Source organism: Streptomyces sp. NPDC050287, assembly GCF_044459385.1.
Classification (GTDB): domain Bacteria; phylum Actinomycetota; class Actinomycetes; order Streptomycetales; family Streptomycetaceae; genus Streptomyces.
The window spans coordinates 235,544-261,169 of record NZ_JBITIY010000001.1; the positions used below are offsets into that span (position 1 = coordinate 235,544).

The 25,626-nt window shown below is 69.7% G+C and carries 20 protein-coding genes and 1 pseudogene; 6 read left to right on the top strand and 15 right to left on the bottom strand.

The genetic code is table 11. The features are described from left to right. Nucleotides 1–113: 113 nt before the first annotated feature. Nucleotides 114–818 (top strand): annotated as a pseudogene (locus ACIBK3_RS01055) (RNA-guided endonuclease InsQ/TnpB family protein); the annotation flags it as partial. A 105-nt stretch (nt 819–923) separates the two neighbouring features. On the opposite strand, the gene ACIBK3_RS01060 reads toward ACIBK3_RS01055, so the two are convergent. From ACIBK3_RS01060 to ACIBK3_RS01115, 12 genes are all read right to left on the bottom strand, one after another. Beyond that, the gene (locus tag ACIBK3_RS01060) at nt 924–2,189 is read right to left on the bottom strand and encodes an MFS transporter (protein WP_399360555.1); all 1,266 of its coding nucleotides are present in this window, start codon (nt 2,187–2,189) and stop codon (nt 924–926) included. 133 nt (nt 2,190–2,322) lie between these two features. Further along, nucleotides 2,323–2,658, bottom strand: coding sequence for an RNA polymerase-binding protein RbpA (locus ACIBK3_RS01065; RefSeq protein WP_078615979.1), 336 nt, complete (start codon nt 2,656–2,658; stop codon nt 2,323–2,325). A 213-nt stretch (nt 2,659–2,871) separates the two neighbouring features. Next, complete coding sequence (gene secG, locus ACIBK3_RS01070; protein ID WP_029181151.1) at nt 2,872–3,102, bottom strand: preprotein translocase subunit SecG; 231 nt, start codon at nt 3,100–3,102, stop codon at nt 2,872–2,874. Between the two features lie 101 nt (nt 3,103–3,203). Continuing rightward, nucleotides 3,204–3,959: a triose-phosphate isomerase gene (gene tpiA, locus ACIBK3_RS01075; RefSeq protein WP_399362032.1), complete on the bottom strand. Its 756-nt coding sequence runs from the start codon at nt 3,957–3,959 to the stop codon at nt 3,204–3,206. 41 nt (nt 3,960–4,000) lie between these two features. Next, nucleotides 4,001–5,212, bottom strand: coding sequence for a phosphoglycerate kinase (locus ACIBK3_RS01080; protein ID WP_399360557.1), 1,212 nt, complete (start codon nt 5,210–5,212; stop codon nt 4,001–4,003). Between the two features lie 134 nt (nt 5,213–5,346). Continuing rightward, nucleotides 5,347–6,357, bottom strand: coding sequence for a type I glyceraldehyde-3-phosphate dehydrogenase (gene gap / locus ACIBK3_RS01085; RefSeq protein WP_030677318.1), 1,011 nt, complete (start codon nt 6,355–6,357; stop codon nt 5,347–5,349). Between the two features lie 273 nt (nt 6,358–6,630). Next, complete coding sequence (locus ACIBK3_RS01090) at nt 6,631–9,579, bottom strand: M14 family zinc carboxypeptidase (protein ID WP_399360559.1); 2,949 nt, start codon at nt 9,577–9,579, stop codon at nt 6,631–6,633. Nucleotides 9,580–9,748: 169 nt separating this feature from the next. Beyond that, nucleotides 9,749–10,738: a DNA-binding protein WhiA gene (whiA, locus tag ACIBK3_RS01095; protein ID WP_399360561.1), complete on the bottom strand. Its 990-nt coding sequence runs from the start codon at nt 10,736–10,738 to the stop codon at nt 9,749–9,751. Then, nucleotides 10,729–11,796 carry a uridine diphosphate-N-acetylglucosamine-binding protein YvcK gene (gene yvcK, locus ACIBK3_RS01100; RefSeq protein ID WP_399360563.1) on the bottom strand — a complete coding sequence of 356 codons (1,068 nt, stop codon included), beginning with the start codon at nt 11,794–11,796 and terminating at the stop codon, nt 10,729–10,731. The genes whiA and yvcK overlap by 10 nt, the downstream gene beginning before the upstream one ends. Beyond that, entirely contained in the window at nt 11,793–12,752 is a 960-nt protein-coding gene (gene rapZ, locus ACIBK3_RS01105) for an RNase adapter RapZ (RefSeq protein WP_399360565.1), read from the bottom strand. The genes yvcK and rapZ overlap by 4 nt, the downstream gene beginning before the upstream one ends. Continuing rightward, nucleotides 12,749–14,839: an excinuclease ABC subunit UvrC gene (gene uvrC, locus ACIBK3_RS01110; RefSeq protein WP_399360566.1), complete on the bottom strand. Its 2,091-nt coding sequence runs from the start codon at nt 14,837–14,839 to the stop codon at nt 12,749–12,751. The genes rapZ and uvrC overlap by 4 nt, the downstream gene beginning before the upstream one ends. A 3-nt stretch (nt 14,840–14,842) precedes the next feature. Beyond that, nucleotides 14,843–15,028 carry a hypothetical protein gene (locus tag ACIBK3_RS01115; protein WP_399360568.1) on the bottom strand — a complete coding sequence of 62 codons (186 nt, stop codon included), beginning with the start codon at nt 15,026–15,028 and terminating at the stop codon, nt 14,843–14,845. Nucleotides 15,029–15,208: 180 nt separating this feature from the next. Here ACIBK3_RS01115 and ACIBK3_RS01120 point away from each other — a divergent pair, with 180 nt between their 5' ends. The 3 genes from ACIBK3_RS01120 (at nt 15,209) to ACIBK3_RS01130 (ending at nt 18,459) form a co-directional block, all read left to right on the top strand. Continuing rightward, complete coding sequence (locus ACIBK3_RS01120) at nt 15,209–16,165, top strand: hypothetical protein (RefSeq protein ID WP_399360570.1); 957 nt, start codon at nt 15,209–15,211, stop codon at nt 16,163–16,165. Nucleotides 16,166–16,362: 197 nt separating this feature from the next. Beyond that, a complete protein-coding gene (locus tag ACIBK3_RS01125; protein ID WP_399360572.1) occupies nt 16,363–17,460 on the top strand; it encodes a LacI family DNA-binding transcriptional regulator in 1,098 nt (365 codons plus the stop codon). A 90-nt stretch (nt 17,461–17,550) separates the two neighbouring features. Next, complete coding sequence (locus ACIBK3_RS01130; RefSeq protein WP_399360574.1) at nt 17,551–18,459, top strand: carbohydrate kinase; 909 nt, start codon at nt 17,551–17,553, stop codon at nt 18,457–18,459. 145 nt (nt 18,460–18,604) lie between these two features. On the opposite strand, the gene uvrA is transcribed toward ACIBK3_RS01130, so the two are convergent. Next, a complete protein-coding gene (gene uvrA / locus ACIBK3_RS01135; RefSeq protein ID WP_399360576.1) occupies nt 18,605–21,655 on the bottom strand; it encodes an excinuclease ABC subunit UvrA in 3,051 nt (1,016 codons plus the stop codon). 223 nt (nt 21,656–21,878) lie between these two features. Here uvrA and ACIBK3_RS01140 point away from each other — a divergent pair, with 223 nt between their 5' ends. Both ACIBK3_RS01140 and ACIBK3_RS01145 read left to right on the top strand, forming a co-directional pair. Beyond that, nucleotides 21,879–22,568: a maleylpyruvate isomerase family mycothiol-dependent enzyme gene (locus ACIBK3_RS01140; protein ID WP_399360578.1), complete on the top strand. Its 690-nt coding sequence runs from the start codon at nt 21,879–21,881 to the stop codon at nt 22,566–22,568. A 46-nt stretch (nt 22,569–22,614) separates the two neighbouring features. Then, nucleotides 22,615–23,268 carry an MBL fold metallo-hydrolase gene (locus ACIBK3_RS01145; protein ID WP_399360580.1) on the top strand — a complete coding sequence of 218 codons (654 nt, stop codon included), beginning with the start codon at nt 22,615–22,617 and terminating at the stop codon, nt 23,266–23,268. A gap of 63 nt (nt 23,269–23,331) precedes the next feature. Here ACIBK3_RS01145 and ACIBK3_RS01150 read toward each other — a convergent pair whose 3' ends face one another. Together ACIBK3_RS01150 and ACIBK3_RS01155 are read right to left on the bottom strand one after the other, a co-directional pair. Continuing rightward, nucleotides 23,332–24,090, bottom strand: coding sequence for a hypothetical protein (locus ACIBK3_RS01150; protein WP_399360582.1), 759 nt, complete (start codon nt 24,088–24,090; stop codon nt 23,332–23,334). 365 nt (nt 24,091–24,455) lie between these two features. After that, entirely contained in the window at nt 24,456–25,571 is a 1,116-nt protein-coding gene (locus ACIBK3_RS01155; RefSeq protein WP_399360584.1) for a site-specific integrase, read from the bottom strand. Nucleotides 25,572–25,626 lie beyond the last annotated feature (55 nt).

Sequence of the window (25,626 nt, forward strand, 5' to 3'; positions counted from 1 at the left end):
CAGGGCGGATCGCAGTGCCCTGACCAGCAGATTCGATCTTCACATGTGGACACACCAGTTTGTGAGCGTGACCGCGAATCATGCGAAGAGGGCGTTCAAGTACCGCTTCTGTCCGAGTGAACTACAACGCCACGTCGGCCATGCTGACCGCGTGGAAGAAGACCGAGGAACTGGCGTTTCTGGGCGATGTCTCCTCGGTGCCGTTGCAGCAGACGCTGCGGCACTTGCAGACGGCGTTCACCCACTTCTTCGCCAAGCGGGCCAAGTACCCGCGGTTCAAGTCGCGGAAGAAATCCCGGAAGTCCGAGTACACAACCAGCGGTTTCCGCTTCCGGGACGGCAGGCTGACCCTGGCGAAGATGGCGGACCCGCTGGACATCGTGCGGTCCCGGCCGCCGCCCGATGGTGCCAAGCCGTCCACCGTGACCGTGTCGCAGGACGCGGCGGGCCGATGGTTCGTGTCCCTGCTGTGCGAGGACCCGTCCGTCCAGCCCCTGCCCGCCACGTGGGCCGAGTTCCGCGGCCTGCTGGAGTACAAGGCCGCCTGGTACGGGCGGGAAGTGATCGCCGTGGACCGGTTCTTCCCCTCGTCCAAGCTGTGCTCCGCCTGCGGCACCCTGCAAGAGAAGATGCCGCTCAACGTCCGCGTCTGGACGTGCGGCTGCGGCACCACGCACGACCGCGACACCAACGCGGCACGCAACCTTCTGGCCGCCGGACCGGCGGTGTCGGCCTGTGGAGCCGGTGTAAGACCTCAACGGAGCACTCCGGACGGGCAGTCGGCGATGAAGCAGGAAACCCCACGGCGCGAGCCGTAGGAATCCCCCTCGTCCACGAGGGGAGGAAGCCAAGTCCGGAGTTCAGCCTTCTTTCTCGTACGTCTGCCTGTACCTGCGCCCCGCCGCCGTTCCCAACCTAGTTGATCAGTGCGGGGTGGAAGCTGTCGTGGCGTCGCCGGGCGCGACAAGAGATACGTTCGCCTTGAGCGCGGGTATCAGCGAAGCGACGGACAGGACGAAGAAGGCGGCCGCGAGCAGGGGCGGGCTGTTCAGCCCCCAGGCGGTGGCCACCGCGCCGCCGAGCAGCGCCCCGAGGGGGGCTCCCGCGACCGCCAGGGTGCGGAAGGCCGCGCTGACCCGGCCCAGCATCTCGGCGGGGGCGCGCTCCTGCATCAGCGTTCTGGTGTTGACGTTCCACACCATGCCCATGAACCCGAAGACGGCCATGGCCCCGGCCAGCGCGACCAGGCTGCGCACCGACCCCATGACCAGCAGCGCGCCGATCTGCACCGTCCCAGCGAGCAGCACGGCGCGCACCCGCCCGAGCCGGGCGACGAGCCGGCCGCTCGCCGCTCCCCCGGTCAGCCCGCCGATCGTGTACGCGGTCAGGGCCGCCGCGTATCCCGCCGTACCGGCGTCCAGCCAGCCGGTCACCAGGAGCACCATGCCGGCGATGAGGGCGCCCACGCCGATGTTGCACAGCGCGGTGGCGGCGCACAGTCCGCGCAGGGCCCTGTCCCGTCCCAGGGCGCGCAGTCCCTCGGCGATCTCGCGGCGCAGGGTGCTGCCGGCCGGTCTGGGTTTCCGCTCGGGCAGGGTGGTGCGCAGTGAGGCGACCAGGGCGGCGGCGACCAGGAAGGTGATCGCGTCCGCCGCGAAGGGCGTTGCGGCGCCGCCCCACAGCAGCAGCGGCACCAGGGGTGCGCCCAACAGGCCGCCCGCGATCTGCTGGCCGGTCATGAGCCGGGCGTTCGCACTGCCGAGCGCCGTGCGTTTCACCAGGGTGGGCAGCAGGGCGGTGGAGGCGTTGTCGAAGAGGGTCTGCAGGGTGGTCAGGGCGAAAGCCAGCGCGATCAGCAACCCGATCGAGGCGTGTCCGAGGGCGACGGCCACGGCGAAACAGGCGACCAGCAGCCCTCGTACCGCATCCACCGTCCACATCGCGCGCCGCTGGTCCACGCGGTCCGCGACGGCGCCGCCGAGCAGCCCGAAGACGAGCCAGGGCAGATAGCCGCAGGCGGTGACCGCGGCGACCAGCAGGGGCCGGTCCGTCAGCGTCGCGGCGAGCAGGGGCAGCGCGGAGTTCCGCAGCGCGTCACCGAAGCTGGAGAGCACGGCGGCGCTCCACAGCCGCCCGAATCCCCCCTGCCAGGCGGGCGCACGCCCGCCCACCGCGTCGACTGTCGCCACAACTCCCCCTCACGGTTCGTCCGATGCACAAACCGTAGAGGGCACCACTGACAATCGGTCCGCGGCCGGACGGCCGTCGGGTACGAAACAGCCCCGGCCGGGCATCCTCGGATACCCGGCCGGTTCTCAACTCCTAGATCTCGCCCCGCAGTTTGGCGAGCGCCTCGGCGAGGATCGCCTCGCCGTCCGCGTCGCTGCGCCGCTCCCGCACATAGGCGAGGTGCGTCTTGTAGGGCTCGGTGCGCGGCGGGTCCGGGGGGTTGTCCCGGTCCTGGCCTGCTGGAAAGCCGCAGCGCGGGCAGTCCCAGGTTTCGGGGACCTGCGCGTCGCTGGCGAAGCTGGGCACCGTTTCGTGCCCGTTGGAGCACCAGAAGGAGATGCGCAGCCGGGGCGCGGACTCGCCCCGCTCGGCCTCGCCCATCGGCCCCGCCCCGACCCGGCTTCCTCGGATCGCGTTGCCACTTGCCACGGTCGTAACTCCCTGCGTGATGGTGCCGCAAAGCGAGTCGGCGTTTCGCTTCGCTGCGAGCGCCTCAGTCTACGTAAGGCCCAACGCGCGTCCAGTGGTTGGAGTTACCACCCCCATACACAGACGCAAGCCCCATGATAGGCCGCGCTCAGCTGCGCGTACCGAACATGGGGCGTTACGTGCGGAATGGACGTCCCGCGTGTGCGGCGCTGATCAGTTGTTCACCTTCATCAGGATGCCGAGCACGACAATGCACGCGAACCACAGCAGACCGACCACGACGGTGATGCGGTCCAGGTTGCGCTCGGCGACCGAGGAGCCACCGACGGACGACTGCATGCCGCCACCGAACATGTCGGAGAGGCCGCCGCCCTTGCCCTTGTGCATCAGCACCAGCAGCATCATCAGCAGGCTGAAGACGATCAGGGCGATCGAGAACCCCATAACCACGGCTGGACCAACTTCCTCGGATTCTGATGGACTGCGGGGTCCAGCGAAGACTGCTGGACCCCGCAAGAGTACGACGTATCGCCGCTACCGCATACTCACTGGTCGCGGAACCGCACGATCTTGACGAACTCGTCGGCGTCCAGCGACGCGCCGCCGACCAGGGCGCCGTCGATGTCGGCCTTCGCCATGATCTCGGCGACGTTGCCGGCCTTCACGGAGCCGCCGTACTGGATGCGGACCTGGTCGGCCAGTTCCTGCGTGTACAGCTCGGCGACCTTGCCGCGGATGGCCGCGCAGACCTCCTGGGCGTCGTCGGCGCCGCACACCTTGCCGGTGCCGATGGCCCACACGGGCTCGTAGGCGATCACGATCGTCTCGGCCTGCTCGGCCGGGAGGTCCTTGAGACCGCCTTCGACCTGGGCGAGGGTGTGGGTGACGTGGTTGCCCGCCTCGCGGACGTCCAGTTCCTCGCCGACGCACAGGATCGGGGTCAGGCCGTGCTTGTAGGCGGCCTTGACCTTCGCGTTGATCAGCTCGTCGGTCTCGTTGTGGTACTGCCGGCGCTCGGAGTGGCCGATCGCCACGTACGTGCACTTCAGCTTGGCCAGCATCGAACCGGAGATCTCGCCGGTGTAGGCACCGCCGTCGTGCGCCGAGATGTCCTGGGCGCCGTACTTGATCTTGAGCTTGTCGCCGTCGACCAGGGTCTGCACGGAGCGCAGGTCGGTGAAGGGCGGCAGGACGGCGACCTCTACGGCGTCGTAGTCCTTGTCGGCGAGGGCGAATGCGAGCTTCTGGACGTGGGCGATGGCCTCGAGGTGGTTGAGGTTCATCTTCCAGTTGCCCGCCATCAGCGGCGTGCGCCCCGATGAGGTGGATGGAGCCATTGAGGTCAGTCCTCCAGTGCGGCGAGGCCGGGGAGCGTCTTGCCCTCGAGGTATTCGAGGGAGGCGCCGCCGCCGGTCGAGATGTGGCCGAATGCGTTCTCGTCGAAGCCCAGGATGCGGACGGCCGCGGCGGAGTCGCCGCCGCCGACGACCGTGAAGCCCGGGGAGTCGAGGAGGGCCTGGGCGACCGCCTTGGTGCCCTCGGCGTAGTCGGGGTGCTCGAAGACTCCCATGGGGCCGTTCCAGAAGACGGTGGCGGCGTCGGCGAGCTTCGAGGCGTACTGCTTGCGGGACTCAGGACCGATGTCCAGGCCCATCTGGTCGGCCGGGATCGCGTCCGCGGCGACGGCGGTGGGGTTCGCGGGGGCCTTGGTCTTCAGGTCGGGGAACTCGGGACCGACCAGCGCGTCGACGGGCAGCACCAGCTCCACGCCGGTCTTCTCGGCGCGCTCGACGTACTCCAGGACCGCCGGGATCTGGTCCTCCTGAAGGAGGGACTTGCCGATCTCGTAACCCTTGGCCTTGAGGAACGTGTAGGCCATGCCGCCGCCGATCAGGATGCGGTCGGCCTTGCCGAGCAGCTGGTCGATGACGGCGAGCTTGTCGGAGACCTTGGCGCCGCCGAGGGCGACGACGTAGGGGCGCTTGACGTCCTCGGTGAGCTTCTTCAGGACGGCGACCTCGGTGGCGATGAGGTAGCCGGCGGCGTGCGGCAGGCGGGCCGGGAGGTCGAACACGGAGGCGTGCTTGCGGTGGACGGCGCCGAAGCCGTCGCCCACGTACAGGTCGGCGAGCTCGGCGAGCCGGTCGGCGAAGGCGCCGCGCTCGGCGTCGTCCTTGCTGGTCTCACCGGCGTTGAAGCGCAGGTTCTCGATGACGGCGACCTGGCCGTCGGCCAGTCCCGCGACCGTCGACCTGGCGGACTCGCCGACCGTGTCGGTCGCGAAGGCCACGCCGGTGCCGAGGAGTTCACCGAGGCGGGAGGCGGCCGAGGCGAGCGAGAAGGCCGGGTCCGGGGCCCCCTTGGGGCGGCCCAGGTGCGAGGCGACGACCACCCGGGCGCCCGCCTCGGCGAGGGCCTTGACGGTGGGCAGCACGGCACGGATGCGGCCGTCGTCGGTGATGGTGCCGCTGTCCAGCGGCACGTTCAGGTCGGCGCGGACGAAGACCCGCTTGCCGCCCACGCCTTCGGCGAGAAGTTCGTCGATCGTCTTCATGGAGGGAACTCCTGGAGAGGGCTGGTGATGCTCGTGATCGTAAGAGGGCTGATCTGCACGTGAGTCAGGGCTCGGGCAGCGCGTTGCCGCGCGGCCCGAGCCCTGTCCTCACACCGAAGTGCCTGCTCTGTTGATCAGAGCTGGTTGCCGACGAAGACCGTCAGGTCGACGAGGCGGTTGGAGTAGCCCCACTCGTTGTCGTACCAGCCGAGGATCTTCACCGAGTTGCCCTCCTGGACCATGGTCAGGGAGGAGTCGAAGGTGCAGGAGGCCGGGTCGCCGACGATGTCCGAGGAGACGATCGGGTCCTCGGTGTAGGACAGGTAACCCTTCAGGTCGCCGTCGTCGGCGGCCTTCTTGAACGCGGCGTTGACCTCGTCCTTGGTGACCTCGCGCTGCAGCGTCACGACCAGGTCGGTGGCCGAGCCGGTCGGGACCGGGACGCGCATCGCGATGCCGTCCAGCTTGCCCTTGAGCTGCGGGAGGACCAGCGCGGTGGCCTTGGCGGCACCCGTGGTGGTCGGGATGATGTTCTCGGCGGCGGCACGGGCGCGGCGCAGGTCCGAATGCGGGAAGTCCAGGATGCGCTGGTCGTTCGTGTACGCGTGCACCGTCGTCATCAGACCCTTGACGATGCCGAAGTTCTCGTCGAGCACCTTCGCCATCGGCGCCACACAGTTGGTGGTGCAGGAGGCGTTGGAGATGACGTGGTGGTTCGCCGGGTCGTACTTGTCCTGGTTGACGCCCATCACGATGGTGATGTCCTCTTCCTTGGCCGGAGCCGAGATGAGGACCTTCTTCGCGCCGCCGGCGATGTGCTTCTCGGCGTCGGCCTTCTTCGTGAAGATGCCGGTCGACTCGATGACGATGTCGACGCCCAGCTCGCCCCACGGGATGTCGGCGGGGTTGCGCTCGGACAGCACCTTGATGGTGTGGCCGTCGACGGTGATCGTGTCGGCGGTGTGCGACACCTCGGCCTTGAGGCGGCCCAGGATGGTGTCGTACTTCAGCAGGTGAGCGGTGGTCGCGGTGTCACCCAGGTCGTTGACAGCCACGATCTCGATGTCTGCACCCTGCTCCAGCAGCGCGCGGAAGTAGTTACGACCGATGCGGCCAAAGCCGTTGATGCCTACGCGGATCGTCACGAAACCGATCTCCTCGTTGGTACGCCGGGTTCGAATCCGGCGAGCTGTATGGGATGTCCCCGACCGCCTACGACCCTACCTCCCTGCGGCTCGCGTGGTGACATCGAGATGCCTCATACACGGCGAGGCGGCCCGTACCCGCCAGTAGGGGTACGGACCGCCCGGGGCCGAAGGCCTGATCACCCGATTTCATTACGAGGAGTCACGCTTGGTTGACCGGGGATGTCGCCCTTCGCTCACCCTTCGCTCACTGAGTCTTCGATCACTCGTCGATCACCCGTCGAGCGCCGCGAGCGCCTTCTTCAGGAGAGCCGTCCGGTCGGCCGCCGAGGCGACGTGCTCCAGGCCGAAGCCCAGCAGCACGGTGTCGTCCGTGGTGATCGCTCCGTACGTCTGGAACAGGGTGCCGGTGCGCGTCCAGTCCTTGAGGACGGCAGGGCTGCCCGGGGGCGGTCCGGCGACCTTCCAGGCGCCCAGCGACGTCTCGAAGCCCTCGGTCTCGGTGGCCGTGCCGCCGACGACCAGCGAGGTGTCGTCCGCGAGGACTCCGTGGCCGCCGCTGCCGGGGTCAGTGACGTAGCTGATCGAGATCTCGACCGACTTGCCGGCGTAGGCGCTCAGGTCGAAGTTCACCTGCTGCCAGCCGTTGGAGGCGCCGGTCAGAGCGTTCCACGCACCGGTGGTGCCGGTGGCGGCGCATCCCGTGGCCGACACGGTCAGATAGTGCTCGAGCTGTGGGTGCTCACCCACGTAGTACCCGGCGGAGCAGTCCTCCGGCACGGTGGTGCGGGTCGCGCCACCCGCCTCGGGGAGCGTGGTCCAGTCCTCGGCACCGGTGGTGTGGGCCTCGACGATCGCGTGGTCGTAACCCGGCTCGGTGTCCCACAGCAGCCGGGTGCGCAGGCCGGGCTTGTCGGCCGCGCTCACACCCGTGAGGTCCACGGTGCGGGTGAGCCGCTTGTAGGCGTCGTCGGTGTGCACGGCGGCCGCCATGAAGGAGCCCGCGTAGGGCCCGTACGGGTTGACGGTGCCGGCGAACTGCCCAGCGCCCGCACTGGCGAACTGGGGGTACGTGTCGGCGGGCAGTTCGTCGGAGGTCACGCCGAAGGTTCCGGCCCGGTCCAGCGGGTTGCCGGCCGCGGCACCGAGTGCGCCCGTGAAGCCGGTGAGCTTGCCGGAGCCGGTGAAGCCGGTGGCCCCCGGGGTCGACGTACGGGAGTAGGCGCCCAGGTAGTACTGGCTGAAGTCGTTCGACGGGGTTCCGTCGGCGAGGGCCACGCTGCCGCCGGCCTGCTCCCCGGCCTCCAGCAGCTTGCCGCCCTCGTTGAGGAAGGCGCGCAGCTCCAGCTGGGTGGCGATGCCGGGGACGCTCGCCCCGGTGTAGTGGACGACGGTCTCGAAGTGGTTCAGCACGCCGAGCGCGTCGGGCGCGCCCTGGGCGGCGACGTCCCAGACGACCGCCTTGCGGCCGGCTGCCTTCAGCGCGTCGACGTAGGTCTGCGCCTGCGTGGCGGCAGCGCCCTCCTCCGCGACGACGAGGACGTCCGCGCGGGGCCGTTCGGCGATGGTGTAGGTGAAGTGCTCGCTGGAGACCTTCTTCCCGCTCTTCGTCCTGCCGGTGAACCACACCTCGACCTTGTCGCCCGGTTCGCCGCCCGGGACCTTGGCGCGGTACTCGTCGAAGTAGAGGTTGTCCTCACCGCCGTAGGTCTCGCCGCCCTTCCAGGGACGCAGTGTCCGGTCGTGCGTACGGCCGCTGACGCGGTACTTGAGCTCCTTGTCGCGCAGCGCCTTCCGTGCGACGACGGAGACCTCCTGGTCGGCGCCGCGCGAGTACGACGTCGAGAACGGGGCCGTGGTGAAGTCGGCGGCGCTGCGGCCGACCGAGGACTTCGGCTGGTCGGGGCGAGCGGCGCTCTCGGCGACGGAGAGCGCGAACGGGATGTTCTTCTGGAACTCCTGCTGGATCAACTTCTCGTCGTCCGGGAAGTTGAACACCGACTGGCAGTCGGCCGCGTTCCAGGCGTCATCGGGGTCGAGGTTCGACGCGGTCTCACATGTCGACATCTCGGGGGTGAACATCGCCGTGCCGTTGACGTTGGCCGCGTGGCCGTCCGCCTCGCCGTTGGTGGTGTACAGCTCCGAGGAGACCTGCGGGTGGTAGCCGGGGATCGCGGAGTTGTCGGGGGTGCCGGCGAGCGCCTTGTAGGCCACGTCGTCGGGCGTGTCGGTGGCCACCTGCCAGCCGACCCCGTAGAGGAGGAGTTCGGCGGCTGAGTGGTAGTTGATGCCGTACGTGAACCCGATCCGCTTCTCGAAGGCGTCCAGCGCCTTGGTCTCGGGCTCGGAGCCGGGGGCGGCGCCGCGGTAGGTCTGGCTGGTGGGGTTGGGGGACGAACCCTCGTCGTCGTAGCCCCACTTGTAGGGGAAGTTGCGGTTGAGGTCCACGCCGTCGCCGGTGCTGATGGCCCCGTCGCCGTTGACGTCCCGCAGGTTCTTGCGCCACAGGCGGGTGTCGGCGTTCTGGAAGGTGTAGTCGTAGCCGTCGGGGTTGGCCGACAGCACGAACCACAGCTCGGTCGAGTCGACGAGCTTCTTGATGCGCTTGTCCGTCTTGTAGTTGTCCACGTAGTGGTGCATCAGCCGGCGGGTCATCTCCGGCGTGATCCACTCGCGCGCGTGCTGGTTGGACATGTACAGGACAGAGGGCTTGGAGCCGTCCTTGGACTTCTTCGCGCCCTTGGTCAGCTTGAGCGCGAGGATGTCCTGGCCGCCCACCGTCCTGCCGATGGAGACGACCTTGGTGAGGTCGGGGTTCTTCCGCGCGGTCCTGAGGATCTCCTCCTTCAGGCCGCCGCTTCCGCTGTACGGGCGGAACACGCCTTCGGCCGCGGCCTCGACGCGGTTCTCGGCCTTGGCGGACAGTTTGTGCTCGGTGAGGTCGACGCCCTGGTCCTGGAGCTTGTCGGCCTGCTGGTCGGTGAGGTAGACCTCGACCGTGGCCTCGCCCTTCTCGGGCACCTGCGCACCGAGCTCGTGGCCGTCCTGACCGGCTGCCAGCAGCAGGGGTACCTGCTGCTGGGTCACCTCGGCCCGGAAGACCTTGACCTCGTCCGGGTCGGGAGAGCCGGGGCTTTCCGCGGCCTGCGCGAGCGGTGCGATACCCGCACCGGCCAGCACAAGCGCGCCAACAGCGAGGATCGGTCTCGCTTTTCGTCTCATGAACCCCCCTAGCGTGGGTCCGCCACAGCAGCGAACTGATGCCAGGCTCATGACAGTTCATGATCGAGTCAAGGCCGCCACAACGACACGCAAAAGCCGGTGCCGTTCACCCAAGTGGGCGTCGGCACCGGCATGCTGAGGGGCCTTCAGATGCTCCGGCCCATCCGGCTCATCCCACAAGGTTGTCGGCCAGCTCCTCGCTGAGGTTGGCGTCCGTGCCCGGGATGCCGAGGTCCAAGGCGCGCTTGTCGGCCATCGCCAGCAGTCGGCGGATACGGCCGGCCACCGCGTCCTTGGTCAGCGGCGGGTCGGCGAGCGCGCCCAGCTCCTCCAGGGAGGCCTGCTTGTGGTCCATGCGCAGCCGGCCGGCGGCGGCGAGGTGCTCGGGCACGTCGTCGCCGAGGATCTCCAGGGCGCGCTGCACCCGGGCGCCGGCGGCGACGGCCGCGCGCGCGGAACGGCGCAGGTTGGCGTCGTCGAAGTTGGCGAGACGGTTCGCCGTGGCGCGCACCTCGCGGCGCATCCGGCGCTCCTCCCAGGCCAGCACCGACTCGTGGGCGCCGAGGCGGGTCAGCAGGGCGCCGATCGCGTCACCGTCACGGACGACCACACGGTCGACCCCGCGCACCTCGCGGGCCTTCGCCGCGATCGACAGCCGCCGGGCGGCGCCGACCAGGGCGAGCGCCGCCTCGGGGCCCGGGCAGGTCACCTCCAGGGAGGAGGAACGGCCGGGCTCGGTGAGCGAGCCGTGCGCCAGGAAGGCCCCGCGCCAGGCCGCCTCCGCGTCGCAGGTGGCCCCCGAGACCACCTGCGGCGGCAGACCCCGGATCGGGCGGCCCCGGCCGTCCACCAGGCCGGTCTGGCGTGCCAGCTGGTCACCGCCGGCGACGACCCGGACCACGTAACGCGAGCCGCGGCGCAGTCCGCCGGGAGCCATCACGATCAGTTCGGAACTGTGGCCGAAGATCTCCAGGATGTCCCGCTTGAGACGGCGGGCCGCCATCGCGGTGTCCAGCTCCGCCTCGATCACGATGCGCCCGCTCACCAGGTGGAGGCCGCCGGCGAACCGCAGAAGGGCGGAGACCTCCGCCTTCCTGCAGCAGGTCCGGGTGACGGGGAGCCGGGAGATCTCGTCCTTCACCGCTGCCGTCATCGCCATGGGCCGATCCTTCCATGCATCCGAAAAATACGGTCGTACGCGGCGGCCAGCAGCTCCGGGTCATGCCTTGGGCTCCCGTCCGTCCGGGCCACCGGGGCCAGCTCGACCGCGGCACCGAGCCGCTTGGCGGCCTCGGTGAGCACATCGCGATCGGGCACGGCGGCCTCGTCGGCCAGCACCACGTCCAGGGCGAGTTTAGGGGCGTGTCGTCCCAAAACCTCCACATGACGCTGCGGGGAGAAGCCCTCGGTTTCTCCGGGTTGCGGCGCGAGGTTCAGGGAGAGTACCCGGCGGGCCTTCGTCTGCGTGAGCGCGTCCAGGAGCTCGGGTACCAGCAGGTGCGGGATGACCGAGGAGAACCAGGAGCCGGGGCCCAGGACCACCCAGTCCGCGTCGAGGACGGCCTCCACCGCCTCCGGGACCGCGGGCGGGTCGTGCGGAACGAGGTGCACCGACTGCACTTCGCCGGGGGTGAGGGCGACGGTGGCCTGCCCCCGTACGGTGTCGACCGCGTCGGGCCGGTCCGGGTCGTGGCCCTTGACGAGGGCCTGCAGCTCCAGCGGTACGGCGGACATGGGCAGCACCCGCCCGTGTGCGCCGAGCAGCCTGCCGACCAGGTCGAGGGCCTGGACATGGTCGCCCAGCTGCTCCCACAGGGCGACGATCAGCAGGTTGCCGACCGCGTGTTCGTGCAGATCGCCCTGGGACTGGAAGCGGTGCTGGATGACGCGGGCCCAGGTCTGGCCCCAGTCGTCGTCGCCGCACAGCGCGGCCAGGGCCTTGCGCAGGTCGCCGGGCGGCAGCACCCCCAGCTCGTCGCGCAGGCGCCCGCTGGAGCCGCCGTCGTCGGCCACGGTGACGACGGCGGTGAGGTCGCCGGTGATCCGGCGCAGTGCGGCGAGTGAGGCGGACAGGCCCATGCCGCCGCCGAGTGCGACCACCTTGGGCTGGGCGCCCCGGCGCCGCGGCCTGGCGCCGCGCGCCTCGACGGGCCTGCTCGCCCTGCCCTCCGGGACGGCCCGGCGCAGCCTGCTCAGCCGGGGAGTACGTGCCGTCATTCCCGTCCCATGTCCCGGTGCACGACCACCGTCTCGACGCCCTCGGCCGCGAGTCGCGCGGCGAGCTTCTCCGAAGTGGCGACCGAGCGGTGCTTGCCGCCCGTGCAGCCGATGGCGATCGTCACGTACCGCTTGCCCTCACGGCGGTAGCCGGCCGCGATGAGCCGGAGCAGTTCGGCGTAGCGGTCGAGGAACTCCTTGGCGCCGGGCTGGTTGAAGACGTACGCCGACACCTCCTCGTTGAGGCCGGTGAAGGGGCGCAGTTCCGGGACCCAGTGCGGGTTGGGGAGGAAGCGCATGTCCGCGACCAGGTCGGCGTCGACCGGGAGGCCGTACTTGAAGCCGAAGGACATGACGGTGGCCCGCAGCTCGGGCTCCTCCTCGCCTGCGAACTGGGCGTCCATCTTGGCGCGCAGTTCGTGCACGTTGAGGCTGGAGGTGTCGATCACCAGGTCGGCGTCGCCACGCAGCTCGCGCAGCAGTTCGCGCTCGGCGGCGATGCCGTCGACGATGCGGCCGTCGCCCTGGAGGGGGTGCGGACGGCGCACCGACTCGAAGCGGCGCACCAGTGCCTCGTCCGAGGACTCCAGGAAGACGATCCGCCGGGTGACGTTCCTGCCGTCGAGGTCGGCGAGGGACTCGCGGAGGTTGTCGAAGAAGCGGCGGCCGCGGACGTCGACGACGACCGCGATCCGTGCCACGTTGCCCTGGGAGCGGGCGCCGAGCTCGACCATGGTGGGGATCAGCGCGGGCGGCAGGTTGTCGACGACGAACCAGCCGAGGTCCTCCAGACACTTGGCGGCCGTCGAGCGCCCGGCCCCGGACATCCCGGAGATGATCACCAGCTCGGGGATGGCCGCGTCCGGGACCGCGGCCGTCTCGTTGGGCGTGCCCGTACTCACCTGTGCTCCGTCTCCGGCCTGGCCTTGTTGCCCGTCGTGCTCGTTCACATTCATGTCTCCTGCCCCCGTCGTTCGTCCGGGGCGCCCATCGTCACGGGCTCCCCACTGGAACCCATGGTGCCGGGTTCCTCTTCCATGATCTCTCCAGTCGCCGTGTTCACGGCCGGCGTGGCGGGAGCCGACTGGGCGAGGGCGACGGCGATCGTCTCGGCCGTCTTGCGGCCTATGCCGGGGACCTCGCAGATCTGGTCGATGGTGGCGGACCGAAGTTTCTTCAGCGAACCGAAATGTTTCAGCAGTGCCTGCTTGCGCGTGTCCCCGAGCCCCGGGACGTCGTCCAGCGGGCTCGACCGGAAACGCTTGGCCCTCTTGGCGCGCTGGTAGGTGATCGCGAAGCGGTGGGCCTCGTCACGGACGCGTTGCAGCAGGTAGAGGCCCTCGCTGGTGCGGGGCAGGACCACCGGGTCGTCCTCGTCGGGCAGCCAGACCTCCTCCAGGCGCTTGGCGAGGCCGCAGACGGCGATGTCGTCGATGCCGAGCTCGTCGAGGGCCTTCTTGGCGGCTGCCACCTGCGGCTGGCCACCGTCGACGACGACGAGCTGGGGCGGGTAGGCGAAGCGCTTGGGGCGTCCGTCGTCGTCCTTGAGTCCGTTGGTGAGACCGTCGGTGAGGTCACCGGTGGAGCCGTCGGCGGGACCTCCAGTGGGGCCGTCCTCGCCGTTGGTCCACTCGCCGGTCTTCTCCTTCTCGGCGAGGTAGCGCCGGAAGCGGCGAGTGATCACCTCGTGCATGGAGCGGACGTCGTCCTGGCCCTCGAAGCCCTTGATCTGGAAGCGGCGGTACTCGCTCTTGCGCTGCAGGCCGTCCTCGAAGACGACCATGGAGGCCACGACGTCGTCGCCCTGGAGGTGCGAGATGTCGTAGCACTCGATGCGCAGGGGGGCGCTGTCCAGGTCGAGGGCCTCGGCGATCTCCTCCAGGGCGCGTGAGCGCGTGGTGAGGTCGGAGGCGCGCTTCGTCTTGTGCAGGGCGAGCGCCTGGAGGGCGTTGCGCTGCACGGTCTCCATGAGGGCCTTCTTGTCGCCGCGCTGCGGTATGCGCAGCGAGACGTTCGACCCGCGGCGCTCGGTGAGCCACTCCTGGACGGGCTCCACCGGGTCGGGCAGGGCCGGGACGAGGACCTCCTTGGGGACCGCGTCGCCCTTCTCCTCGCCGTAGAGCTGCTGAAGGGCGTGTTCGACGAGGGCGCCGGTGGTGATCTCCTCGACCTTGTCGGTGACCCAGCCGCGCTGGCCGCGCACGCGACCGCCGCGGACATGGAAGATCTGCACGGCCGCTTCCAGCTCGTCCTCGGCGACCGCGATCAGATCGGCGTCGGTCGCGTCGGCGAGCACGACCGCGTTCTTCTCCATGGCCCTCTTCAGGGCCTCGATGTCGTCGCGCAGGCGAGCGGCCCGCTCGTACTCCATCTCCTCGGCCGCCTCCATCATCTGCTTCTCCAGGCGGCGCAGATAGGTGCCGGTGCGGCCGGCCACGAAGTCGCAGAACTCCTCGGCGAGTTCGCGGTGCTCCTCGGCGGAGACCCGCTCGACGCAGGGTGCGGAACACTTGCCGATGTAACCGAGCAGGCAGGGGCGGCCGGTGCGGGCGGCGTTCTTGAAGACGCCGGCCGAGCAGGTGCGCACGGGGAAGACGCGCAGGAGGAGGTCGACGGTGTCGCGGATCGCCCAGGCGTGTCCGTACGGCCCGAAGTAGCGCACGCCCTTCTTCTTCTGACCGCGCATCACCTGAACGCGGGGGAACTCCTCGTTCATCGTCACCGCGAGGTACGGGTAGCTCTTGTCGTCGCGGTACTTGACGTTGAAGCGGGGGTCGAACTCCTTGATCCAGGAGTACTCCAGCTGCAGCGCCTCGACTTCCGTGGACACCACCGTCCACTCCACGGACGCGGCCGTGGTGACCATGGTGCGGGTGCGGGGGTGCAGACCCGCCAGGTCCTGGAAGTAGTTCGCCAGGCGCTGGCGCAGGCTTTTCGCCTTTCCGACGTAGATCACCCGGCGGTGCTCGTCTCGGAACCTGTAGACCCCGGGAGAGTCCGGGATCTGTCCCGGCCGGGGGCGGTAGCTGGAGGGATCGGCCATGTCTCACACCCTACTGGCGGGGACGGACAGTGCGGCGTCCGCGAGTTCGTGGCTGCGCTGCGTGAACGAGAAGGTTCGTTCCGCGACGGGGCCGTCGCGGATTCCGGCCGGCCGTACCGCACCGGCGGTCCTCGCCCCGACGCACTCCAACGACCACGGCGCCTTCCGAGTGAGCTCGAAGTCGGCCATGAGCCCACCGGGGATCGACATCAGGTGTTGTCGGGACTTGGTCAACACGCTTCAATGCGGGGGAACTGCGGGCCCTGAACGACGGCGTACGGATGTGAAGACCCCCGTCGGCACAGCGGTACCGGCACTTCCACGCACGGTCTGACCAGCCGTCGTGCCCCTTCACAGAAAGGCCTCTGCATGCCGCACGCCACACAGCACGCGGACGTCGCCGGCGTCGTCACCGCGGAACTGGACTCGGCCCTGCGTGGCGGCCCCTTCCACGTCGCGCTGCGCGCCGCGATCGCCGCCCGCGGACTGCCGCTGCAACGGGTGCAGCACCACCTGTCACGCCACGGGGTGAAGGTCGGCGTCACCAGCCTGAGTTACTGGCAGCAAGGTGCCCGGCGCCCCCAGCGTCCGGAGTCGCTGCGGGCCGTCCGGGCACTCGAGGAGATCCTCCAGCTGCCGGAGGAGTCGCTGATCCGGCTGCTCGCCCGGCCCGACGAGGGCCCCGCCGCGCAGCGGCCCGCGGCCCGTTCCTACCGCTCGCTGGTGGCCGCCTCGGACGTGCTGGAGCAACTGCTGGCCGACCTGGATGTGCCGCTGGACGACGGGCTGCACACCCTCGGGCACCACGAACGGGTCCGCGTCGGGGCGCGCCGCGAGCTCGCGGCGCGGGAGTCGCACCACATCGTCCGCGCCCACCGGGACGGCGTCGACCGTTTCGTGGCCGTCCACCACGGCGACCCCGGGTGCACACCCGAGCGCATGACCGTACATGCCCTGGACAACTGCCGCACCGGACGGGTGCGTTCACACCGAGACACCGGTGTTCTGGTGGCCGAGCTGCTCTTCGACACCCGGCTGCGGGCCGGCGACACGTTCCTGTTCCGCTACGGCGTCGAGGACGGCACGGCGGGGGTGTCCCGGGAGTACGTCCGCGGCCTGGGGCCCGCGGGCGGGCAGTACGCGCTCCAGGTGCGGTTCGACGAGAAGGCCCTGCCCGTGCGCTGCCACCGGTTCACCCAGCACTCGGCGGCGGCACCACGCGGCGGCCGCCAGGAACTGGCGCTCACCAGGAGACACCACTCGGTGCACCTGGTCGAGCCGCGGGTGCGGTCGGGGATCGTGGGGATCGCCTGGGACTGGGAGTGAGCCGGGCGCCTGGACCGTGGGCGAGTGCCCTGGGCTGTGTGTGAATCTCCCGGACCCTGGTGAGCGCACTGCAACGTGACTCGGACGGTGCCTCGGACGGTGACTGGGCGTAAACGTTTGCGCAAGCGTTTACGTGCGCCGTCGAATCGGATACGTTCCCGTCCGGAAGGCCCGCCCGGGCCCGGGAGGAGAACTCGATGCCGACCATGGCCGATGTCGCACGCAGCGCCGGAGTGTCGGTGGCGACCGTCTCGCACGTCCTCAACGACACCCGGCCGGTGCTGCCCCACACCCGCCGGGCTGTACTGGACGCCATCGAGGAGCTCGGCTACACGCCCAACACTCTCGCCCGCTCCCTGGTGACCTCGCGCACGAGGTCCATCGGCCTCGCGGTGTCGGCGATCAGCAACCCGTACTTCACGGAGATCCTCCAGGGCGTCGAGGCCGGCGCCCTGGAGCACGGCTACAGCCTGCTCATCGCCGATCCGCACGACGATCCCGAGCACGAACGCAAGGTCGTCCAGCTGCTGCACGAGCGGCGGGTGGACGGCATGATCGTCGCGCCCTCCGCTCAGCCGCGCGAGTTGGTCTCCTACCTGAGCCGTCATGGCGTGCCGGCCGTGTTCCTGGACCGGGTGGTCGACTCCCCTGAGGACGGCACTCCGCGCTTCGACCAGGTCTGCGCCGACAGCGCCGAGCCGACAGCCGAACTGGTCACCCATCTCGCCGGTCTCGGCCACCGCCGGATCGCCCTGGTCGCGGGCCGGCCCGGGCTGAGCACGACCGGCGAGCGGATCACCGGCTACCGCCACGGCCTCTCCGCTGCCGGACTCCCCTTCGACGAACGTCTGGTGGTCCACGGCGACTCCCAGTCGACCGGCGGACAACGCGCCACGGCTGCCCTGCTCTCCCTCGCCGCGCCGCCCACCGCGCTCGTCACCGCCAACAACGCGATGACGCTCGGTGCCCTGCGCGCGCTGCGCGAGCGGGGCCTGTCCGTGCCCGGCGACATCGCGCTGTGCTGCTTCGACGACTTCGCGTGGGCCGACCTGTTCACCCCCCGGCTCACCGCGATCGCCCAGCCCAGCAAGGAGATCGGCACCCAGGCGGTCCGGGTGCTCCTGGAACGTCTCGCCGCACCGGAGCGGCCCGCCCGGACCGTACGGCTGGCCTGCACCTTCGTCCATCGCACGTCGTGCGGTTGCGTCGGTGAGCCGGAGCGGCAGGCGCAGCGCAGACGACCTCTGCGGGCCGGGGGAGCCGCACAGGCCCCGCAGTCCCCGCAGTCCCGGTAAGCCCTGCCCTCCGCGCAGCCCCAGCCCAGCCCCAGCCCTAAATCCAGCCCCAGCCCCAGCACCCTCGCAACCCGAGAGAGGAACCGTCTCGTGATCGTCGTCGCCGGTGAGGCCCTGATCGACCTGGTACCGCAGGGCACAGGCGCCCTGGCGAGTCTGCAGCCGGCGCTCGGCGGCGGCCCCTACAACACGGCCGTGGCCCTCGGCCGGCTCGGCTCCCCCACGGCCTTCTGCTCCCGCGTGTCCCAGGACGCCTTCGGGGAAGCCCTGCTCGACGGTCTGCGCCGGGCGGGGGTGGACGTGTCGGACGTACAGCGCGGCATTGAGCCGACCACCCTCGCCGTCGCCACGATCGACGCGCACGGGTCGGCCGCTTACTCCTTCTATGTCGACGGCACCGCCGACCGGTTGTTCACCGCGCCCGCGGGGCTGCCCGAGGGAACGCGGGCGGTGTCCTTCGGTACCTGCTCCCTGGTCCTGGAGCCCGGGGCGAGCGCGTATGAGGAGCTGATGCGGACAGCGGCCGCACAGGGTGTGTTCACCACGCTCGATCCGAACATCCGGGCCGGACTGATTCCCGACGCGGACGCCTACCGAGCCCGGTTCAAGAGCTGGCTGCCGTCGGTGTCGCTGCTCAAGCTCTCCGAGGAGGACGCCCTGTGGCTGGGCGGCACCCCGCGGGAGTGGCTGGCCTCCGGGCCCTCGGCCGTCGTCATCACCCAGGGCGGCGACGGACTGACCGCCTTCACCCGCGACGGTGCGGTGCACTCCGTGCCGGGTGAGAAGGTCGACGTCGTGGACACGATCGGCGCGGGCGACACCGTGAACGCGGCCCTGCTGCACGGTCTCCTGGCCCGGGACGCCCTGTCCCCGCAGGCCCTCGTCGCCCTGGGCCCCGGCGGCTGGACCCAGCTGCTCGGATTCGCTGCCCGGGCAGCGGCGATCACCTGCTCCCGAGCCGGGGCGGAGCCGCCGTACGCCCACGAGTTGGAGGGCTGAGAGGGCTGACAGGGCTGAGAGACGGCAGCGGAAACGGGCGGCGCCCCGCGGGGAGTTCCCGCGGGGCGCCGCTCAGACTGGTCCTGTCCGGACGTGCCGTGCACCGACCGGCGCTGACAGGGCGCCGGCCTCGTGTCCGCTCCGCTCAGGCCTTGGCGGCCCGCGTCGTCTTCTTCGCGGCCGTCTTGGTGGCCGCCGTCTTCGTGGCGGCGGTCTTCGTGGCGGCGGTCTTCTTGGCAACCGTGTTGTCGACCGTCTTGGTGGCGGTCTTCCTGGCGGTGGTCTTGGCAGCCACGGTGGTCTTCCTGGCGGTGGCCTTCTTGCGTGCCGCAGGTACGGACGCGTCGCTGATCCGGTCGGCTCCGAGGACCTCCCTCAGGAACTTGCCGGTGTGGCTGGCCGGAACCCCGGCGATCTGCTCCGGGGTGCCCTCGGCGACGACGAGACCGCCGCCGGCGCCGCCCTCGGGGCCCATGTCGACGACCCAGTCGGCCGTCTTGATGACGTCCAGGTTGTGCTCGATGACGATGACCGTGTTGCCCTTGTCGACCAGGCCGGAGAGGACCGTCAGCAGCTTGCTGATGTCCTCGAAGTGCAGACCGGTGGTCGGCTCGTCCAGGACGTAGACCGTGCGTCCGGTGGAGCGGCGCTGCAGCTCGCTGGCGAGCTTGACGCGCTGGGCCTCACCGCCGGACAGGGTGGTCGCGGACTGGCCGAGCCGGACGTAGCCGAGACCGACGTCCTTGAGGGTGTTGAGGTGGCGGGCGATCGAGGGGACGGCCTCGAAGAACTCCGTCGCCTCCTCGATCGGCATGTTCAGGACCTCGGCGATGGACTTGCCCTTGTAGTGGACCTCCAGGGTCTCCCGGTTGTACCGGGCGCCGTGGCAGACCTCGCACGGGACGTACACGTCCGGGAGGAAGTTCATCTCGATCTTGATGGTGCCGTCGCCCGCGCAGTTCTCGCAGCGGCCGCCCTTGACGTTGAAGGAGAAGCGGCCGGGCAGGTAGCCGCGGACCTTCGCCTCGGTCGTCTCCGCGAACAGCTTGCGGATGTGGTCGAAGACGCCGGTGTACGTCGCCGGGTTCGAGCGCGGGGTCCGGCCGATGGGCGACTGGTCGACGTGGACGACCTTGTCGACGAGGTCGTCGCCGTCCACGCGCGTGTGCCGCCCCGGTACGTTCCGGGCGCCGTTGAGCTCGCGCGCCAGGTGCGTGTACAGGATGTCGTTGACCAGCGTCGACTTGCCGGAGCCGGACACGCCGGTGACCGCGGTGAACACGCCGAGCGGGAAGGAGACGTCGATGTCCTGGAGGTTGTTCTCGCGGGCGCCGTGCACCGTGAGCTGCCGGGACGGGTCCAGCGGACGCCGGATGTCGGGCAGCGGGATGGACTTCTTGCCCGACAGGTACTGCCCGGTCTGCGACTCGGCGTTGGCCAGCAGTTCCTTCAGGTGGCCGCTGTGCACCACCTTGCCGCCGTGCTCACCCGCGCCGGGGCCGATGTCGACGATCCAGTCGGCGACCTTGATGGTGTCCTCGTCGTGCTCGACGACGATCAGCGTGTTGCCCATGTCGCGCAGCCGGACCAGGGTCTCGATGAGGCGGTGGTTGTCGCGCTGGTGCAGACCGATGGACGGTTCGTCGAGCACGTACAGCACGCCGACCAGACCGGAGCCGATCTGGGTCGCCAGGCGGATGCGCTGGGCCTCGCCGCCGGAGAGTGTGCCGGCCGCGCGGTTGAGCGAGAGGTAGTCGAGGCCGACGTCGACGAGGAACCGCAGCCGCTCGTTGACCTCCTTCAGGACTCGCTCGGCGATCTTCTTGTCGCGGGCGTTGAGCTTCAGCTCACCCAGGAAGTCCGCACAGTCGCTGATGGACATCGCGGAGACCTCGGCGATGGACTTCCCCATGACCGTGACCGCGAGGACGAGCGGCTTGAGGCGCGTGCCCTCACAGGTGGGGCAGGGCACCTCGCGCATATAGCCCTCGAAGCGCTCACGGCTGGCGTCGCTCTCGGCCTCGCCGTGCCGGCGCTTGACGAAGGGGACGGCACCTTCGAAGGGTGTCGTGTAGACCCGCTCGCGGCCGTACCGGTTGCGGTAGCGGACCTCGATCTGGGTCTTGTGGCCGTACAGCAGGGCCTTCCTGGCGCGCTGCGGCAGGCCCGCGAAGGGGATGTCCGTGCGGAAGCCGAGGGCGTCCGCGAGGGCGCCGATCAGGCGGCCGAAGTAGTCCTTGGTGTGGCCGTGCGACCAGGGGTGGATGGCACCCTCGTCGAGGGACTTGTCCTCGTCCGGCACGATCAGCTCGGGGTCGACCTCCATGCGCGTGCCGATGCCGCTGCACTCGGGGCAGGCGCCGAAGGGCGAGTTGAACGAGAAGGAGCGGGGCTCCAGTTCCTCGAAGGACAGGTCGTCGTACGGGCAGTACAGGTGCTCCGAGAACATGCGCTCGCGCTCGGGGTCGTCCTCGGGAAGGTCGACGAAGTCGAGCACGACCATGCCGCCGGACAGGCCGAGGGCGGTCTCGACGGAGTCGGTGAGGCGGCGCTTGGCGGAGTCCTTCACCGTGAGGCGGTCGACGACCACCTCGATGGTGTGCTTCTCCTGCTTCTTCAGCGTGGGCGGGGTGGAGAGCTGGACGGTTTCGCCGTCCACCCGGGCGCGGGAGTAGCCCTTGGTCTGGAGGTCGGCGAAGAGGTCGACGAACTCGCCCTTGCGCTCGCGCACCAGCGGCGACAGCACCTGGAAGCGGCTCCCCTCCGGCAGCTCCAGGACCCGGTCGACGATGGCCTGCGGCGACTGGCGCGAGATCGGGCGGCCGCACTCGGGACAGTGCGGCTTGCCGATGCGGGCGAAGAGCAGCCGCAGATAGTCGTAGACCTCGGTGATGGTGCCGACCGTCGAGCGCGGATTGCGCGAGGTCGACTTCTGGTCGATGGAGACCGCGGGCGACAGGCCCTCGATGAAGTCGACGTCCGGCTTGTCCATCTGGCCGAGGAACTGGCGGGCGTACGAGGAGAGGGACTCCACGTAGCGCCGCTGGCCCTCGGCGAAGATGGTGTCGAAGGCCAGGGAGGACTTGCCCGACCCGGACAGGCCCGTGAAGACGATGAGCGAGTCGCGAGGCAGGTCGAGCGAGACGTTCTTCAGGTTGTGCTCGCGCGCGCCACGGACGATGAGACGGTCGGCCACGCCGGTCCGCACCTTTCTTGAGAGAAGTGACAGGGGCGAGGCCCCCGTGTTTTCTCAGACTAGGGGGAGCCACTGACAACGCCGGTCGGATTCCCGGATGCATAACAATCCCGGGCTCTCCAGCATGCCCGACGCCACGCCCGACCCTATAGCACGCACATTCGATTTACGGCTCTCGTTCACCACCTTCACCCAAAGGTGTGGCGCGGCTAATGTCAGCCGCATGATGGATCACGCTCATGACCTGGCGTCTGTACGCGACGCGACCGAGCGGCTGCTCACCGCAGTCGCTCAACTGGACAACGCGTCGCTGGCCGAACCGTCACGACTCCCCGGCTGGACCCGGGGCCACGTCCTGGCCCACCTCTCCCGCAACGCCGACGCCCTCGTGAACGCCCTGGAGGGGCGTCCGATGTACGCCTCGCCCGAGGCCCGGGACGGCGACATCGAGCGGGACGCCCACCGTCCCCTCGACGTACAGCTCGCCGACCTGCGGAACAGCGCGGCCCGCTTCCAGGAGGCCGGGGCCGTTCCGGCGGACTGGTCGCGCACGGTCGAGCTGCGGGGCGGGGTCACCGACGCGGCGTCCCGGGTGCCGTTCCGGCGCTGGATCGAGATGGAGCTGCACCACGTGGACCTCGGCATCGGATACGAGCTGGAGGATCTTCCGGACGACTTCACCCAGCGCGAGATCGAGTTCCTCACCGAGCGGTTCACCGGCCACCCTGATGTACCCCCGACGCATCTGACGGACGGCACGCGCGCGTGGAGCACGGGTCGCCGGGAGACGAGCACGCCCGAAGTCACCGTCACCGGTCCCGCGCCCGAGCTGCTCGGCTGGCTCTGCGGCCGCCGCGACGGCTCCGGTCTGACCGTGACCGGCGGCCCGCTGCCGGCGCTCCCTCCGCTGTAGCACTCGGCCGGGCCCGGGGCCGCTCCCCCGCTATAGGCTGGCCGTCATGACGTACAGCGGACAGGTGACGGTCGGCGGCCCGGCGGACGTGCACGAGCTCAAGGACCTGATGATCACGAAGATCGCGGTCGGCCCGATGGACAACAACGCCTATCTGCTGCGCTGCCGGGCCACGGACGAGCAACTGCTGATCGACGCGGCCAACGACGCGCACACGCTGCTCGGCACGATCGGTGACGACGGCATCGCCTCCGTCGTCACCACGCACCAGCACGGCGACCACTGGCAGGCGCTCGCCGAGGTCGTCGCGGTCACCCGCGCGCGTACGTACGCCGGTCGGGCGGACGCCGAGGGCATCCCCGTACCGACGGACGTGCCGGTCGACGACGGCGACGTCATCCGCGTGGGGCGCGTGGAGCTCACCGCGCGCCATCTCGTCGGGCACACGCCGGGTTCGATCGCCCTCGTCTACGACGACCCGCACGGCCATCCCCATGCGTTCACCGGCGACTGCCTCTTCCCGGGCGGTCCTGGTCGGACAACACGTCCCGAAGAGTTCAACTCCCTGATGGGCGGCCTGGAGACCAAGCTCTTCGACGTACTGCCCGACGAGACGTGGATCTACCCCGGTCACGGCAACGACACCACCATCGGCACGGAGCGGCCCCACCTCGCAGAGTGGCGCGCACGAGGCTGGTAGCCGTCCAACGACCACCGCCTCGGACCGCCAGATGGTGCGGTAAGCCTATGCCGGGTGGAGACGTCAGTCGCTTGGTGGTGTTGCCTCCCTGTCGGCCTGGATGGTGCGCCGGGACAAGAGGTCCCACATGGAGCGGAATTGAGCACGCATGGTGGTTGGTGCGGCCGTGTTCCCCTGTTTGTTGCTGAGCTCAGCGGTGATGTACTCCTCGAACTTGGGAGACTTCACGACGTCGGTCACGATTGCTTGCACTAGGACGTCGTTGGCCTGCCGGGCCATGGAGAGGCCGCGATAGATGAGAAACGCCATGGGGAGGCAGAGGAGGGCCCACCACGGATCCATCACGCTGGCCGCCACGCAGTTCAGGGCGATAGCCGCTCCTCCGACATTGACCTTGAGATCGGCCTCTGCGGCTAGACGGTCGTAGTCGCCGTAGAGATCCTTATTTGCTGCGTACAGACGTGTACGTAGCTGCGGAAGATCCCGAAGGAGAGGGCTGAATCCCCTGGCCAAGTCCGCGGTTGTTGTCCCTTTGGACTGGCCGGTTCTGTCCGCAACATAGGCCGCAAGCGTGTCTACAGCTGGCTTGGTCAGCTCCGCCTCAGCGGCCATCATTTGCAAGAAGGCGTCGTTTCGGGGCCTGCCTGCTGCTCCGGTGGCATTTCGGATCCGGCGTCTCTCAGACCGCTTCTGCAGCCATCCAAAGTATCTTGAGCGGGCTTTCCGCAGGCCACGGCTAACGGTTGTGGCATGTACCTCAAGCACGCTGCCCAATAGGTAGGCGACGAAGGTGCTGGCCGCAAGGGCTGTCGGTTTTCCCATCCACCCCACGACGTCATACAGCAACTTCAGGGGGCGTGGGCTTTGGCCTTCGTGGGAATCTTGTTACCCACGAGGAGGAACAGCAACAGCAGGTACAGGTAGCCAGTCGCTAGTGGGGTGCGAAGTTCCCGGAGGCCGGGCAGCAGGGATGCGAGCACACGATCATGGTTGTCCTATGTGCGCCTCCAGAAGCTGAGGACACGCGGCGACCCTCCAGCGAGCCTTACCGCACGATCTGACGTCTGTGTTCGTCAGGCCCGGTTCGGACCCGTGCTCACCGCACGCAAAACTGACCATCGATCCTGAGCGGAGACGCTCAGCCAAGGTCGCGTTGTGGGTTTTGGCCTCACCTTGCCTGGACTCCGCTACAGCCCGATCCCCACAAGCGGGGAGTTCTTCACGCGGTCGACGTCATCCATGTACCGGGCGAGGACGCGGGAGCCGTCTACCCATCCGCCCGCGCGGGCGATCTCCAGCGGGTCGTGTCCGGCGGCCCGGGCGGCGGTGGCGAAGCCACGGCGCAGGGAGTGCCCGGACCAGTCGCCGGAAAAGCCGGCGGCGGCGGCCAGGCGCTCGATCACCTCGGCGGCGGCCTCCGCCGTCATCCGCCCGGCCGGGTCCCCGATGATGCGGCCGTGCCGGGTCATCGGCGGGGCGATGCGGTCCCACCGGTCGACGCGGACGAACAGCGGGCCATCCGTGCGCCCGGCGGCCGCGAGGGCGGCGAGGTAGGCGCGCAGGGCCCGTACGGGGCAGGTGGCCGCGTCGCTGCCGTACAGGATCGGGTTCGGGGTGTGCTTGCGGACCTTCTTCCGGTACAGCGTCACGTCGTAGCCGTGCTCCGCCTCCTTCACAGTGGCGACGTCCAGGGCGACCAGCTCGGAGACGCGGGCCGCCGTAGCGAATCCGAGCAGCACCAGGGCGGCGTTCCGCTTCCCGGCGAGGGTGGAACGGTCGACCCCGGCGAGCATGGCGCGGATCTGCGGGGGGAGAGCCGCGGTCGCCTGCCGCGCCTGTGCGGCCTCCTCCTTCGCCTCGGCAAGCCGGTCCTTGTAGGCGTTGAGGACGGCCCGGGCGCCGCGCATGTTCGGCTTGGGCCGCCCCTGCTCCTCGTGCCAGGACGTCACGGCGGACATGGCGCGCTCGATGGTCGACGGCCCGGCCGGTCGGTTCGTCCGGGGGCGGGGCATCACGGTCAGGTGGCGCACCCACTCCGCCATGGTCTCGGCCGACGCCGGGACAGTCGTCCGGCCCTCCGTCGCGCACCAGGCCGTGAACGCCTCACGGTCCGTGCCGTACGCGCGGCGGGTGGAGTCGGCGACGCTCGCCTCGATGGCGGCGACGGTCTCGGGCGAGAGGTGCCGGTCCCGGTCCGCGTGGACGACGACGGAGGCGCCGGCCGTCTCCTCGTCCACCAGCTCCGCGTCCACGGCGTCGGCGGCCGCCGTGATGACGGCCAACTGACGGGCCGTTCGGCCCATGTGGTCCTCCCTCAGTTCTGGCTCTAGAGAAGGAACATTGTCAAGAGCCAGAACC